Origin of the sequence: Neisseria sp. P0022.S009 (assembly GCF_051956675.1) — a bacterium.
Lineage (GTDB): Bacteria > Pseudomonadota > Gammaproteobacteria > Burkholderiales > Neisseriaceae > Neisseria.
On record NZ_JBQCXE010000001.1, the window covers coordinates 281,818 to 295,047 of the forward strand.

General features: G+C 52.1%; 14 protein-coding genes. 9 read left to right on the forward strand and 5 right to left on the reverse strand.

The features are described 5' to 3' along the window. From ACTHUG_RS01355 to gap, 3 genes are all read right to left on the reverse strand, one after another. Entirely contained in the window at window positions 1-534 is a 534-nt protein-coding gene (locus ACTHUG_RS01355; protein ID WP_440385979.1) for an SMI1/KNR4 family protein, read from the reverse strand. A 154-nt stretch (window positions 535-688) separates the two neighbouring features. Further along, entirely contained in the window at window positions 689-2,896 is a 2,208-nt protein-coding gene (uvrD, locus tag ACTHUG_RS01360) for a DNA helicase II (protein ID WP_440385980.1), read from the reverse strand. A 100-nt stretch (window positions 2,897-2,996) separates the two neighbouring features. After that, window positions 2,997-4,025, reverse strand: a complete 1,029-nt coding sequence (gene gap, locus ACTHUG_RS01365; RefSeq protein WP_440385981.1) for a type I glyceraldehyde-3-phosphate dehydrogenase — start codon at window positions 4,023-4,025, stop codon at window positions 2,997-2,999. Window positions 4,026-4,801: 776 nt separating this feature from the next. On the opposite strand from gap, the gene ACTHUG_RS01370 reads away from it, so the two are divergent. From ACTHUG_RS01370 to ACTHUG_RS01380, 3 genes are all read left to right on the forward strand, one after another. Continuing rightward, a complete protein-coding gene (locus ACTHUG_RS01370; RefSeq protein WP_128582648.1) occupies window positions 4,802-6,337 on the forward strand; it encodes a sodium-dependent transporter in 1,536 nt (511 codons plus the stop codon). Continuing rightward, on the forward strand, window positions 6,337-6,429 hold the full coding sequence (locus ACTHUG_RS01375; protein ID WP_036472778.1) for a methionine/alanine import family NSS transporter small subunit: 93 nt from the start codon (window positions 6,337-6,339) through the stop codon (window positions 6,427-6,429). The genes ACTHUG_RS01370 and ACTHUG_RS01375 overlap by 1 nt, the downstream gene beginning before the upstream one ends. 308 nt (window positions 6,430-6,737) lie before the next feature. After that, window positions 6,738-7,115: a hypothetical protein gene (locus ACTHUG_RS01380; RefSeq protein WP_128582649.1), complete on the forward strand. Its 378-nt coding sequence runs from the start codon at window positions 6,738-6,740 to the stop codon at window positions 7,113-7,115. Between the two features lie 80 nt (window positions 7,116-7,195). Here the strand turns inward: ACTHUG_RS01380 and ACTHUG_RS01385 are convergent, their stop codons facing one another. Both ACTHUG_RS01385 and ACTHUG_RS01390 read right to left on the reverse strand, forming a co-directional pair. Then, window positions 7,196-7,891 (reverse strand): LrgB family protein, encoded by a 696-nt coding sequence (locus ACTHUG_RS01385; RefSeq protein WP_039861867.1) that lies wholly within the window; start codon window positions 7,889-7,891, stop codon window positions 7,196-7,198. Between the two features lie 15 nt (window positions 7,892-7,906). Next, entirely contained in the window at window positions 7,907-8,380 is a 474-nt protein-coding gene (locus tag ACTHUG_RS01390) for a CidA/LrgA family protein (protein ID WP_003748145.1), read from the reverse strand. A gap of 14 nt (window positions 8,381-8,394) precedes the next feature. Between ACTHUG_RS01390 and ACTHUG_RS01395 the strand changes: the two genes are divergently transcribed. The 6 genes from ACTHUG_RS01395 (at window position 8,395) to ACTHUG_RS01420 (ending at window position 13,201) form a co-directional block, all read left to right on the forward strand. Further along, the gene (locus ACTHUG_RS01395; protein ID WP_440385982.1) at window positions 8,395-9,288 is read left to right on the forward strand and encodes a LysR family transcriptional regulator; all 894 of its coding nucleotides are present in this window, start codon (window positions 8,395-8,397) and stop codon (window positions 9,286-9,288) included. Window positions 9,289-9,532: 244 nt separating this feature from the next. After that, window positions 9,533-11,005 (forward strand): magnesium transporter, encoded by a 1,473-nt coding sequence (gene mgtE / locus ACTHUG_RS01400; RefSeq protein WP_440385983.1) that lies wholly within the window; start codon window positions 9,533-9,535, stop codon window positions 11,003-11,005. 146 nt (window positions 11,006-11,151) lie between these two features. After that, the gene (thiE, locus tag ACTHUG_RS01405) at window positions 11,152-11,769 is read left to right on the forward strand and encodes a thiamine phosphate synthase (protein WP_440385984.1); all 618 of its coding nucleotides are present in this window, start codon (window positions 11,152-11,154) and stop codon (window positions 11,767-11,769) included. 42 nt (window positions 11,770-11,811) lie between these two features. Further along, window positions 11,812-12,006, forward strand: coding sequence for a sulfur carrier protein ThiS (gene thiS / locus ACTHUG_RS01410; RefSeq protein WP_204788032.1), 195 nt, complete (start codon window positions 11,812-11,814; stop codon window positions 12,004-12,006). Between the two features lie 58 nt (window positions 12,007-12,064). Then, window positions 12,065-12,358, forward strand: coding sequence for a YciI family protein (locus tag ACTHUG_RS01415; RefSeq protein ID WP_063068398.1), 294 nt, complete (start codon window positions 12,065-12,067; stop codon window positions 12,356-12,358). Window positions 12,359-12,412: 54 nt separating this feature from the next. Further along, window positions 12,413-13,201: a thiazole synthase gene (locus ACTHUG_RS01420; protein WP_440385985.1), complete on the forward strand. Its 789-nt coding sequence runs from the start codon at window positions 12,413-12,415 to the stop codon at window positions 13,199-13,201. Window positions 13,202-13,230: the final 29 nt, after the last annotated feature.

Sequence of the window (13,230 nt, forward strand, 5' to 3'; positions counted from 1 at the left end):
TTAGTTATCTAAAAACTCATCTTCATGCCGCAAGCTGCGGATAAAGGTTTCAAAATCGGGGGCAAGTTCGACTATTTCAAAATCCCATTCTTGTTCGACAAGCACCACTTTCGGCTCTCCGTCTTTTCCATACTCTCGATAGTCCAAGGCAAACATGGCATGTCCTGCAGATGGGTCGTTAGCAAAATACACGCCGATAGGCGGATATTCCCATTCTTCCAGCCAAAGTTTTTGCCCCATCGCGCCGCACAGACTCCCTTCTTTTTCAAAACCGATTCCTGATACCTCGCAAATTTGCACATGATCTTCCGCCCACGAATTTCTCTGAGTAGTCGGAAAGCAGTTTTTGATAAATATCCCGCCGTTTTGTACTGCCATCAATGCAATAAAACTTTGTGGCAATTTATAGCCTAGCTCACTTTCTACAGCAGCCAAAATCTCAGGGGTAAATGAGGCTTCTTTGTAGTCCTTATCCGCCCAACTATTAGATTCCCAAACGGAGGACAAATCAAAATCTTTAAAAACTTGGGGCATAATGTTTTTCCTTATTGATTTCAGTTATAACAGGTGGGTGGATATTTATACCCGACTTTTACTGTCTGTCATTCCCGTCTGAGCGGGAATGACGGCGGAATTTGGGGCAAAGCTTGTTGCCCTCGTTTTTCAGACGACCTCTGTCATCTCCCTTTTACATCTCTTCCAATTTCGCAAACTTGGTGTCCAGCTCTTTTACGCCCTGTTTGCCGAAGTTGATGGTCAGTCGGGCGGATTCGCCTTTGTCCACGGCATCGATGATGACGCCGGTGCCGAATTTGGCGTGGCGGACGTTTTGTCCGATGCGGAAGCCTGCGTAGGTTTGCGGCTGTTTGTAGTCGTTGATGATTTTGTCTTTGGGCGCGGCGGTTTGGCGCGGGCTGCCGTAGCTGTCGTAGGCGGGTTTTTTGACGGATAGGTAGTGCAATACTTCGGGCGGGATTTCTTCGACGAAGCGGGAGACGATGCCGAATTGGGTTTGTCCGTGCAGCATGCGTTGTTGCGCCATGGTGATGTAGAGGCGTTTTCGGGCGCGGGTGATGGCGACATACATGAGGCGGCGTTCTTCTTCGAGGCCGCCGCGTTCGGCAAGGCTCATTTCGCTGGGGAAGCGGCCTTCTTCCATGCCGGTGAGGAAAACGGCGTTAAATTCCAAGCCTTTGGAGGCGTGGACGGTCATCAGTTGGACGGCTTTTTCGCCTGCACCTGCTTGGTTTTCGCCGGATTCGAGGGCGGCGTTGCTGAGGAAGGCGAGGATGGGGAAGGCGGGGTCGTCTGAAATGTTTTCAGGCAGGGTTTCAAAGTTGCTGTCTTCGGGTTTGAACTCGATGGCGGCGTTGACGAGTTCGTCGAGGTTGTCGAGGCGGTCTTGGTTGTCGCCTTTTTGGGTTCGGTAGTGTTCGGTCAGGCCGCTGTCTTTGAGTATGCCGACGATGATTTCGGACAGGGGCATTTGTCCGACTTGGTTGCGCAGGGCTTCAATCAGGTGGACGAAGGCGGCGATTTTGGTGGCTTTTGCGCCGGCATTGCAGGCTGCCTGCCAAAGGGTGATGCCTTGTTCGTTTGAGGCCGTCTGAAGGTTTTCGATGGTGCGTGCGCCGATGCCGCGCGGTGGGAAGTTAATCACGCGCAAGAGGGCGTTGTCATCGTCGGGATTGACGGCGAGGCGCAGGTAGGCGAGCGCGTGTTTGATTTCTTGGCGTTCGTAAAAGCGCAGGCCGCCGTAGATTTTGTAGGGAATGCCGCTGCGGAACAGGCTTTGTTCGATAACGCGCGATTGGGCGTTGCTGCGGTAGAGGACGGCGATTTCGTCCAAATCCCAGCCTTCGCGTTCGAGGGCTTTGGTTTCGTCAACGATGAATTGGGCTTCTTCGAGGTCGGTAAAGGCGGAATAGTAGCGGATTTTGTCGCCTGCTTCGGCGTCGGTGCGCAGGTTTTTGCCGAGGCGTTCGTCGTTGTTTTCGATAACGGCGTTGGCGGCGGCGAGGATGTTGCCGACAGAGCGGTAGTTTTGTTCGAGTTTGACGGGCGCGTCGATGTGGAACTCTTCCATCAGCGCGGTCATGTTGCCGACGTTTGCGCCGCGGAAACGGTAGATGCTTTGGTCGTCGTCGCCGACGGCAAACACTGCCGCGTTGCCGCCCGCCATGAGTTTCAGCCAGGCGTATTGCAGTTTGTTGGTATCTTGGAACTCGTCAACGAGAATGTGATTGAAGCGGTTTTGATAGTGTTGGCGCAGGATTTCGTTGTTTTGCAGCATTTCGTAGCTGCGCAGCATGAGTTCGGCAAAATCGACCACGCCTTCGCGTTGGCAGATTTTGTCGTATTCGGCGTAGCACTCAATCATGCGGCGCGTGTGCGGATCGGGCGCGCTCAACACGGAAGCGCGCAAACCGGATTCTTTTTGCGCGTTGATAAAGCCTTGCAGCGAACGCGGTGCGATGATTTCTTCAGCGATGTTGAGGTTTTTGAGCAGGCGTTTGATCAGGGAAAGCTGGTCGCCGCTGTCGAGGATTTGGAAGGAAGAGGGCAGGCCGGCATCGCGGTGGTGCAGGCGCAAAAAGCGGTGGCAGAGACCGTGGAACGTGCCGAGCCACATGGCGCGGACGTTGACGGGAATCATCGCGCCGAGACGGGTTTGCATTTCTTTGGCGGCCTTGTTGGTAAACGTTACCGCCATAATGCTGTGTACGCTGGCTTGCCCGCTTTGCAAAAGCCATGCGATGCGCGTGGTCAGCACGCGCGTTTTGCCGCTGCCCGCGCCTGCCAAAACGAGAGCGGATTGCGGCGGCCAGGTTACGGCGGAGAGTTGTTCGGGGTTTAAGCCTTGCAGGAGGTTGGGGGCGGATTCGTTGGGAAACATGAAGAGGCCGTCTGAAAATAAATGGGAATGCGATATTTTAAAGGAAATACAAAAGGCCGTCTGAAAAGATGTTTCAGACGGCCTTTGCGTTGGAAGCCGATTAGAACGGACGTACTTCCAAACCGAACATACGGCGCGCGGTGTTCAGCATTTGGCAGCTGAAGCCCCACTCGTTGTCGTACCATGCGAACACTTTAACCATTTTGCCTTCGGTTACTTTGGTCAGCGTAGAGTCGAATGTGCTGGCTTGGGTGGTGTGGTTGAAGTCCATAGAAACCAGCGGCAGGGTGTTGTAACCCAAAACGCCTTTCAGACGGCCTTCTTCGGAAGCGGCTTTCATCAGTGCGTTGATTTCTTCGACAGAAGTGTCGCGGCTTGCTTGGAAGCTCAGGTCAACCAGGGAAACGTTGACGGTCGGTACGCGGATGGCGAGGCCGTCGAGTTTGCCTTTCAGGGCAGGTAATACCAAGCCGACGGCTTTTGCCGCGCCGGTTTTGGTCGGAATCATGTTTTCCACGCCGCTACGCGCACGGCGCAGGTCTTTGTGGCGTACGTCGGTGACGGTTTGGTCGTTGGTCAGTGCGTGGATGGTGGTCATCACGCCGTTTACGATGCCGATGTTTTCGTTCAATACTTTGGCTACGGGTGCCAGGCAGTTGGTGGTACAAGACGCGTTGGAGATAACGGTCATGTCGCCGGTAATCACGTCGTCGTTTACGCCGTAAACGATGGTTGCGTCAACGTCATCGCCGCCGGGAGCGGAAATCAGTACTTTTTTCGCGCCGCTTTCCAAGTGGATTTTGGCTTTCTCTTTGCTGGTGAACGCGCCGGTACATTCCATGACCAGGTCAACGCCCAATTCGCCCCATGGCAATTCGGCTGGGTTGCGGGTAGAGAAGTAAGGGATTTTTTTACCGTCGATGATGAGGTGTTTCTCATCGTGGGAAACTTCAGAGTTGAAGCGGCCGTGAACAGTGTCAAATTTGGTCAGGTGAGCATTGGTCTCGATGCTGCCGCTGGCGTTGATGGCAACGATATCGAGTTGGTCTTGCAGTTTGTAGTCAAAAATAGCGCGCACTACTTGGCGGCCGATGCGGCCGTAACCGTTGATGGCAACTTTGATACCCATGGCTTTTCCTCTTCTTTTGGGTTTGGGTTGTGGATTGAATGGCGGCAATTATAGCAAAAATGTAGTGTTGTGTAATTAATGTTTTATTGAAAAATTTAGGTTCGATTATTTTTGATTGTAGATGATTAGAGTAGAAATGCAGGTTTAAATTTAATGTTATTTAATATTTTTTGAAATTTTATTTTTATTAATTCCATTTTTTGGTGTTTTATGTTCGTTTTAAATCATGGTAATGAAGGAAACGGGAAAAGGCGGATTGTTTTTGTTTATATTAAACGGAATTTTGGGACGGTTTCTTGATTACAACATGCAACAGTGAAATTTTCAGACGGCCCGGATTGGACGGAAGGAAAACAGGCCGTCTGAAATATTTTGATGACGGGGGATTTGAATGCGTTGGGTTGCCGCTTTTCCTTACGGAATAAGGGAAAGGCGGTTTTCGGCGAGGGCGGTTGTCAGTGGGAAGGGGAGGGAAAAACGGGGCTTGGGTGTTGCGTTTGGCTTGTATATAAAGAAGTGTATGAAGATTTTAGTCGTAGTGCATGAAGATTTTCCTTGCAATTTTAATGCAATACTGACTTGCCAACAGTGTTAAATTTTTTTACGATAAGGTCAGATTATGTTTGCATGGCCATAAGCGGTGCATTCTTTAAATGCCGGATATTATCCTTGTCCGAATATCTATTTTAACCGGCCGGTTTGTCCGACCTGATTTCTAAATATATACGCGCAAGGCCGGGAGGCCTTGACGACACTCGATTTTTAAGAGGTTCATTGTGTCAAATTCTCAATCCAGCGAACGCGCGACGTTTAGCAGTCGCCGTGCCTTTATGTTTGCCGCCATCGGCTCGGCCGTGGGCTTAGGCAACATTTGGCGTTTCCCTTACATCGCCTTCGACAACGGCGGCGGTGCTTTCGTCCTCCCTTACTTGGTTGCGCTGTTGACGGCAGGTATTCCGCTGTTGCTGCTCGACTACGCCATCGGCCACCGTTACCGCGGTTCGCCTCCTTTGGCCTTCCGCCGCCTCGGCCGTTGGTTTGAGCCGGTGGGTTGGTGGAACTTCCTGACCAACGTCATTATCTGTATCTACTATGCCGTGATTGTCGGTTGGGCGGCAAGCTATGCCTATTATTCTTTGACTTCGGCATGGGGTGCGGATCCGCAGGCATTCTTCTTCAAAGACTTCCTGCAAATGGCCGATGCCAAAGACTTGGGCTTGGATTTTGTCGGTAAAGTTGCCGGTCCGCTGATTGCCGTGTGGGTGTTTACGCTGGCGATTATGGCTTTGGGCGTGCAAAAAGGTGTGGCCGGTGCGTCCACATTCTTCATGCCTTTGTTGGTGGTAATGTTTGTCATCATGGTGGGCATTGCGCTGACCCTGCCGGGTGCGGCAAAAGGTTTGGACGCTTTGTTTACGCCTGACTGGAGCCGCTTGGCGGATCCGAAAGTCTGGGTAGCCGCATATGGCCAGATCTTCTTCTCGCTCTCCATCTGCTTCGGCATCATGATTACTTATTCTTCTTACCTGAAGAAAAAAACCGACTTGGGCGGCACCGGCTTGGTTGTCGGCTTTGCCAACAGCAGCTTTGAGTTGCTCGCCGGTATCGGCGTATTTGCCGCATTGGGCTTTATGGCTCAAGCCGCAGGCAAAGAAGTCAGCGAAGTGGCATCCAACGGTATCGGTTTGGCGTTTATCGCGTTCCCGACCATCATCAACCAAGCGCCGATGGGCGCGTTGATCGGCGTGTTGTTCTTCGGCTCGCTGGTGTTTGCTGGTGTGACTTCCATGATTTCCATCGTTGAAGTGATTGTGGCCGCAATTCAAGACAAAATGAACATCGGCCGTGTCAGCGCAACGCTGATTGCAGGCGTGCCAATGGCGATTATTTCCACCTTGCTGTTCGGTACGACCACCGGCCTGCCTGTGTTGGACGTATTGGACAAATTCATCAATACTTATGGCATTGTGGCTTCCGGTTTTGTTTACGTTTTGGCGATTGTCTTGTTGAACAAGCTGCCGGAACTGCGCAACCACTTGAACGCGCTGTCTTCCATCCGTGTCGGCAAAGTGTGGACCGCCAGCGTGGTGGTTACCGTTGCTATGCTCGGCTATATGCTTTATCAGGATACTGCCGGCCTCTTAAAAGAGAATTACAGCGGCTATCCTGACAGCTTCCTCAATATCTTCGGCTGGGGCATGGTGGGCGCCATCCTTGTATTGTCGGTCTTGCTGTCATTCTTGCCGTGGAAACACGGTCAGGGCTTCAACGTCAAAGACGAACATGAACACGAACGTGAAGGAGACGAATAATGAGTACTTCAGCCATTATTATGATGCTTGTCGCATTGATCGTCATTTGGGGCGGATTCATCGTCTCCGTCCTGCGCCTGCCTAAAGAATAAGGCTTGAGCAAATGAAAGGGCCGTCTGAAAGTCATTTTTCAGACGGCCTTTTTACCGCATAGCAAGGGGACGGAAGGGGGGGATCATCTTGGTGGACGGCATGGGCAAGATTTTTAATTATGGATGATCGGGTATGATGTATAAATTATATCTATTTGTTTTAAAAAGATTTAAATCCGATTATCGTGTTAATAAACCGTTGTTCCCTTCAATCTTTGCCCGCTGTTTTCTTTGTTCTAGAATAGAGTCCGCAATGCCTTTTATGAGGCATTAGGTACAGTATCCGTTTATTTGTTAAGGAGAACTTCATGGCTAAAGTACATCAACCAAGTAAAGAAAGTGATTCTGAAGATTTTGTTATCCGCCTCGATCCGCGCGAGTGGGACGGTACTTTTTCAGGAGAAGGCAAAGGTCCTAATGACGGCTATGATGATGACCATATCATCCGCCTTGATCCGCGTGAGTGGGAAGGTTTTGAGCCTGCACAGCCGGCCGCGAAGCCGATATTGGAATCCAAAGCTTTCGATGGCGATGAACTTTTGAGCCGTGCGTTTGGTGAGGCTGATCCTCTTGATTCTTCTGCCGGTCTTTCCTCAGACAATGCGACCTATTCAAGCAATGGTATAGGTTCATCTGCGTTGGATACCATTCATGATTTAGCAGAGGCTTCTATTTTCAAACTGTAATCGTTTCATAATATAAAAGGCCGTCTGAAACTAATATATGTTTCAGACGGCCTTTTTGTGTATGGTCATCAGGACGAAGCCTAACTCATCATCCAAATTACCAAATGCACCATGGTCGGGCCAAACAATACCATAAATAGTCCGGCCAAAATCATGGTCAGGCTGGCCATGACGCCTTCGGTTTCGTGGCGTTGTCCGGCGCGCGATGTGCCGAAGCCGTGGGCGGCATTGCCGAATGCTACGCCGTTGGCGGTACGGAAACGGATGCGGGTGAAGGCCAAAAACAGGTCGCCGAATATCATGCCGACAAAGCCGGTGATGATGGTGAACAGGGAAACGAGCGAGGCGGAGCCGTGGATTTCGCTGGCGAGGACGACGGCAAACGGCGTTGAGATGGAACGCGCCATCAGGCTGTTGGTTACTTCGTTGTTGAAGTGGAACATATGGCTCATGAGGAATGCGCTGACTACGCCGACAAACATGCCCACCATAATGGCGATGGAGAGGATGGGCAGTTGGCGGCGGATGACTTCGCGGTTTTCATAAATGGGGACGGCAAAGGCAACGGTAACCGGAGTGAGCAGGAAGACGATGCCTTGGGTATATTTGTGGTAGGTGTCGTAATTGACGCCGAATGCCAGCAGCAGGAGGATGGTGCTGACGGAGACGGTAACGACGGGGGAGAAAATCATTAAGGGTTTTTTGCGGTGGATTTTTTTGGCAACGACATAGGCAAAGCAAGTCCAGATGAAGCAGGCGAGGGCAGTATAGTCCATTTTTATTCTCTATTTTTAGGAGTGGAGTTTTTTGTAGAGGCGGCGTTTCCAGCGGTAGCAGAAATCGAGGGTCAGGGCGGTGCTGATCATCACGAGCGCAGTGCCGACGGCGATGGTCAAAATCAGCTGCCAACCTTCGGACATCAGCAGGTCTTGATATTGCAAGACGGAAACCATGATGGGGATGAAGAAAAAGACGAGTTCGCCCAATGCCCATTTGGCGCCGCGGTCAACCATGCCCGGGCGGATGATGCCGAGCCCCAAAAGGGCGAGCATGAGGAACAAGCCCAATACGCCTGAAGAAATAGGCAGATGCGTGAAGCGGACGATAAGGTCGGAGACGCCCCATACTGCGCCGATGATGGCAAGCTGCAAGGCCGTCTGAAAAAATCTGGTGAGGGAATCCATGATATGGGTGTGTGTTGAATGAAAGGCTTGATTATAGAAACCTGGTTTCTGCATAATATGAATTATTAAACGAATAATCATGCCTTAGAGGAATAATGGACTTCAAAAGCCTGTATTGTTTTGCCGAACTCATCCGCCTACAAAGTTTTTCGGCCACGGCTTCCGCGTTGAATTTGACGCAGCCGACGGTCAGCAAAATCATTCAGGCTTTGGAAGAAGAATTGGGCGTACCGCTTTTATGCAAAGAAAACGGACGCAAAAAGCGGCAGGTGCAGCCGACCGCAATCGGCGAAGAAGTCTATCGCCACGCGTTAAACCTTTTACACGAACGTGATTTGCTGCTGGCCCACATTGACGATTACCGCCATGTCAAAAGCGGGACGCTGCGTTTGGGTTTGGCCTTGTTTGGCAGCGATTTGCTCAGTCATGCGCTGTTTGATTTCCACCAAAAATGGCCGGACATTGAATTGTCGTTTTTGGAACAAGGCTCGCTCGCCATCGAGCAATCCTTGCGCAACAACGAACTCGATGCCGGACAGCTGCTCGCGCCGGTTCACGAAGACTTCGACAGCATCACGTTGTGCGACTATCCGCTGGTGGTCTTGATGCCGAAAAATCGGGCGAGACACGATGCGCTGATGCTCAAAAGCCTGCAACACGAGCCCTTCATTCTGTTCGGCGCCGGCTTTTCCCTCAACGAAACCATTCAGACGGCCTGCCGCAATCAAGGTTTTACGCCCAATGTTGTCTGCCGTACCGGACAATGGAATTTGGTTGCCGACATGGTGGCGCACAATATGGGCATTGCCCTGCTGCCCGAATACTATGCCCGAAAAATCAATCCCGATGTCTTTGCCGCCATTCCTTTGGTCGAACCCGAAATCCGCTGGCAGCTCACCATGGCATGGAAAAAACACCAACGCCCGACGCCGGCCTTAAGAGCTTGGTTGGACGTGGTCAGGGAAGCGTTCGGCAGGCGAAACAAATAAAATCAAATCATCAGGCCGTCTGAAAAAAGGGGTGTCGCTATCACCCGGTTTCAGACGGCCTTTCCCGTTAAAAATGGTAAAACGGCCTAAAAAAGAGTAGAATATACACCGTTTACAACTCTGCGCCTCTCAGCAGGCTCGAATTATGGACCTTCCCAGTTCGCCTTTGAACTTCCCATCAGACACACAACAACCATAATCATCCCGCCGAAATGCCTCCCCGCGTCCGGCGGGCGGAGCATTTATGAGCATCGAACAAACCCCTCCGAATCTCGACCATACCCCCGACAATGAAGCGGTGGAAGACCGTATTTCTGACGATCGTATTTCTGACGATATCGACCGCATCCACGCCTTATGCGAAATCCTCGAGCCGTCCTTTGAACAAATCGAAGCAGGCGTGCCGATTGAAGACGAAAGCCTGCGCGACAAGTTCACCGAGCTGACTGTCCTCTTGGCCGAATTGCACCCTGCCGACGTGGCCGCCGTCTTGGAATCCCTGCCGCCGCGCGAGCGTAACATCGTTTGGCTTTTGGTCGCCCCGGAAGACGACGGCGAAGTGTTGCTGGAAGTATCCGACGCCGTACGCGAAACGCTGATCGAGTCCATGGACAAAGACGAGCTGTTGGCCGCCGTCGATGATTTGGACGCAGACGAATTGGCAGAGCTGGCAGACGACTTGCCGCACCAAGTGGTGTACGAAGCGCTGCAAACGCGTGATGAAGAAGAACGCGAGCAGGTCAAAGCGGCGATGTCTTACGAAGACAACCAAGTCGGCGCAATTATGGACTTTGAATTGGTCAGCATCCGCGCCGATGTGACGTGTGAAGTCGTATTGCGCTACTTGCGCCGTTTCGACAGCCTGCCCGACCATACCGACAAGATTTTCGTGGTTGATGAAAACGACGTGTTGCAAGGCGTGCTGCCCATCCGCAAACTCTTGGTCGCCGACCCCGAAGACATGGTGGCGGACGTGATGGCCACCGATGTCGTGCGCTTCCGTCCCGAAGACGACGTGGAAGAAGCGGCGCAGGCGTTTGAACGTTATGACTTGGTCACCGCGCCGGTTGTCGATGAAAACAAAAAGCTGATCGGCAGAATCACCATTGACGAAATGGTGGACGTGATCCGTGAAGAGTCTGAAGCCGACATGTTTAACATGGCCGGTTTGCAAGAAGAAGAAGACTTGTTCGCCCCGATTTGGGACTCGGTGAAGAACCGCTGGATGTGGCTTGCCATCAACCTGTGTACCGCCTTTATCGCCAGCCGCGTGATTGGCGCATTTGAAGGCAGTATCGAGAAAATCGTCGCACTGGCCGCGCTGATGCCCATCGTCGCCGGCATCGGCGGCAACTCCGGCAACCAAACCATCACCATGATTGTCCGCGCCATGGCAATGGGACAAATGACCAGCACGCAGGCAGGCCGCCTGCTGAAAAAAGAAGTCGGCGTCGCCCTCGTCAACGGCATTATTTGGGGCACCGTGATGGGCGTGATTTCATGGCTGCTCTACGGCAACATCGGCATCGGTTTGGTCATGGTGGCCGCGATGACCTTGAACCTTTTGCTGGCCGCAACCGTCGGCGTCCTCATTCCCGTCATTATGGAAAAAGCCGGACGCGACCCTGCATTGGGCAGCTCGGTGCTGATTACCGCAGTTACCGACTCCGGCGGCTTCCTGATTTTCTTGGGACTGGCCACATTGTTTTTGTTGTAACAACCTTTATCCCAATCAGCAAAAGGGTGGGTTTGTAACATCCTTCTTGATTGTTTAAAATCATTTGATAAGGCCGTCTGAAAACAAATATTATTCAGACGGCCTTTCTGATAACATGACAACAATTTGTCCGATTCGGAGCCGCCATGAATTTCCCGCCACTCAAATCCCCCCTGAAATTTTACGCCGTCGTTCCCACCGCCGACTGGGTCGAGCGCATGGTCAAAGCAGGTGCCGACACGGTGCAACTGCGTTGCAAAACTTTGCATGGCGACGAATTAAAACGTGAAATCGAACGTTGCGTCGCCGCCTGTCAAAACAGCGCAACCCAGCTTTTCATCAACGACCACTGGCGCGAAGCGATAGAAGTAGGCGCATACGGCGTGCATCTCGGGCAGGAAGACATGGACACTGCCGACCTTGCCGCGATTGAAGCCGCCGGTTTGCGCTTGGGTTTGAGTACGCACTCCGTCGCCGAACTCGACCGCGCCCTGTCCGTACACCCCAGCTATGTCGCCAGCGGTGCAATTTTCCCGACCACGACCAAACAAATGCCGACCGCCCCGCAAGGTTTGGACAAACTGCGCGAATACGTCAGACAGGCACGCGGCACGCCCGTCGTTGCCATCGGCGGCATCGATTTGAACAATGCCGAAGCCGTACTTGCCACCGGCGTTTCCTCCCTCGCCGTCGTCCGCGCCGTTACCGAAGCGGAAAATCCCGAAGCCGTGGTTAAAGCGTTTCAGGCTTTGTGGGACCAATAAGGCCGTCTGAAAATAAGAAGTCTGACAAGAGGAGCAAACATCATGAAGATTATATTGAACAATGAAACCATCACATTAAACGGCACAACCGTTGCCGACCTTATCGCCCAAACCGCGCCGCAAAAACCGTTTGCCGTTGCCGTCAATACCCAGTTTGTCGCCAAAGGCGCGTATGCGGAAACGGTTTTAAACGAAAACGATAAAGTGGACATTGTGCGCCCGGTAGTCGGTGGATAAGCGGTTTTACTGCGCGTATAGCTGCGCTATTGGTTTAATGCTGAGAAAAGGAAAAGAGATGTTTATCGTATCGTTGGAATATATTAAAGACTTGGCTGCGGTTGAAACCTACCTGTCCGAGCATATTGCGTATCTCGAACGGTATTATCAAGCAGGTGTATTTGTTATGTCTGGACGCAAACAGCCGCGGACGGGCGGCGTTATCCTGATGAAAGCATCAGGCAGGGAACAGGTGGAAAAGTTAATTGCAGAAGACCCGTTTCACCGAGAAGGCGTAGCGAAATACACGATTACCGAGTTTATTCCGACTAAGGTCGCCGAAGGACTTGAAAACTATTTGGAAACTATCTAAACCGATTTTTCAGAAGGCTATTGCCCCAAAAATAATATTACAAAGGAATCCATCATGTTTACCCTATACGGAGAAACTTTCTCTTCACGGCTGCTGCTCGGTACGGCTGCTTATCCGACGCCGGAAATCCTCAAGCAGTCTGTCCAAATCGCGCAACCGGCGATGATTACCGTTTCATTGCGCCGTGCCGGTAGCGGCGGCGAAGCGCATGGGCAGGGTTTTTGGTCGTTGTTGGAAGAAATGGGTGTGCCTGTGTTGCCCAATACCGCAGGCTGTCAAAGTGTGAAGGAAGCCGTGACTACTGCGCAAATGGCGCGCGAAGTGTTTGATACCGATTGGATCAAGCTCGAACTTATCGGCGATGATGATACGTTGCAGCCGGATATGTTCCAACTTGTCGAAGCGGCGGAAATCCTGATTAAAGACGGCTTCAAAGTGCTGCCTTATTGCACTGAAGACCTGATTGCCTGCCGCCGCCTGCTTGACGCTGGCTGTCAGGCGTTGATGCCGTGGGCGGCGCCGATTGGCACGGGTTTGGGCGCGGTTCATGCTTATGCGCTGAAAGTCCTGCGCGAACGTCTGCCCGACACGCCGCTGATTATTGATGCCGGTTTGGGTTTGCCTTCGCAGGCGGCGCAAGTGATGGAATGGGGCTTTGACGGCGTGTTGCTGAATACTGCCGTTTCCCGTAGCGGCGATCCGGTCAATATGGCACGCGCTTTTGCGCTTGCGGTCGAGTCGGGCCGTCTGGCCTATGAGGCGGAACCTGTGGAGGCGCGTGAGAAAGCGCGCGCCAGTACGCCGACGGTGGGTCAGCCTTTCTGGCATTCGGCGGAATATTGAAAAATATTAGGGCGTGTCGAACACGCCCT

Coding starts and splice junctions, on each gene's coding strand:
- uvrD (WP_440385980.1), bottom strand. CDS start 2,896: ATGTTTCCCAACGAATCCGCCCCCAACCTCCTGCAAGGCTTAAACCCC.
- ACTHUG_RS01390 (WP_003748145.1), bottom strand. CDS start 8,380: ATGATTATTCGTTTAATAATTCATATTATGCAGAAACCAGGTTTCTAT.
- ACTHUG_RS01420 (WP_440385985.1), top strand. CDS start 12,413: ATGTTTACCCTATACGGAGAAACTTTCTCTTCACGGCTGCTGCTCGGT.
- ACTHUG_RS01395 (WP_440385982.1), top strand. CDS start 8,395: ATGGACTTCAAAAGCCTGTATTGTTTTGCCGAACTCATCCGCCTACAA.
- thiE (WP_440385984.1), top strand. CDS start 11,152: ATGAATTTCCCGCCACTCAAATCCCCCCTGAAATTTTACGCCGTCGTT.
- gap (WP_440385981.1), bottom strand. CDS start 4,025: ATGGGTATCAAAGTTGCCATCAACGGTTACGGCCGCATCGGCCGCCAA.
- ACTHUG_RS01385 (WP_039861867.1), bottom strand. CDS start 7,891: ATGGACTATACTGCCCTCGCCTGCTTCATCTGGACTTGCTTTGCCTAT.
- mgtE (WP_440385983.1), top strand. CDS start 9,533: ATGAGCATCGAACAAACCCCTCCGAATCTCGACCATACCCCCGACAAT.
- ACTHUG_RS01355 (WP_440385979.1), bottom strand. CDS start 534: ATGCCCCAAGTTTTTAAAGATTTTGATTTGTCCTCCGTTTGGGAATCT.
- ACTHUG_RS01380 (WP_128582649.1), top strand. CDS start 6,738: ATGGCTAAAGTACATCAACCAAGTAAAGAAAGTGATTCTGAAGATTTT.
- thiS (WP_204788032.1), top strand. CDS start 11,812: ATGAAGATTATATTGAACAATGAAACCATCACATTAAACGGCACAACC.
- ACTHUG_RS01375 (WP_036472778.1), top strand. CDS start 6,337: ATGAGTACTTCAGCCATTATTATGATGCTTGTCGCATTGATCGTCATT.
- ACTHUG_RS01415 (WP_063068398.1), top strand. CDS start 12,065: ATGTTTATCGTATCGTTGGAATATATTAAAGACTTGGCTGCGGTTGAA.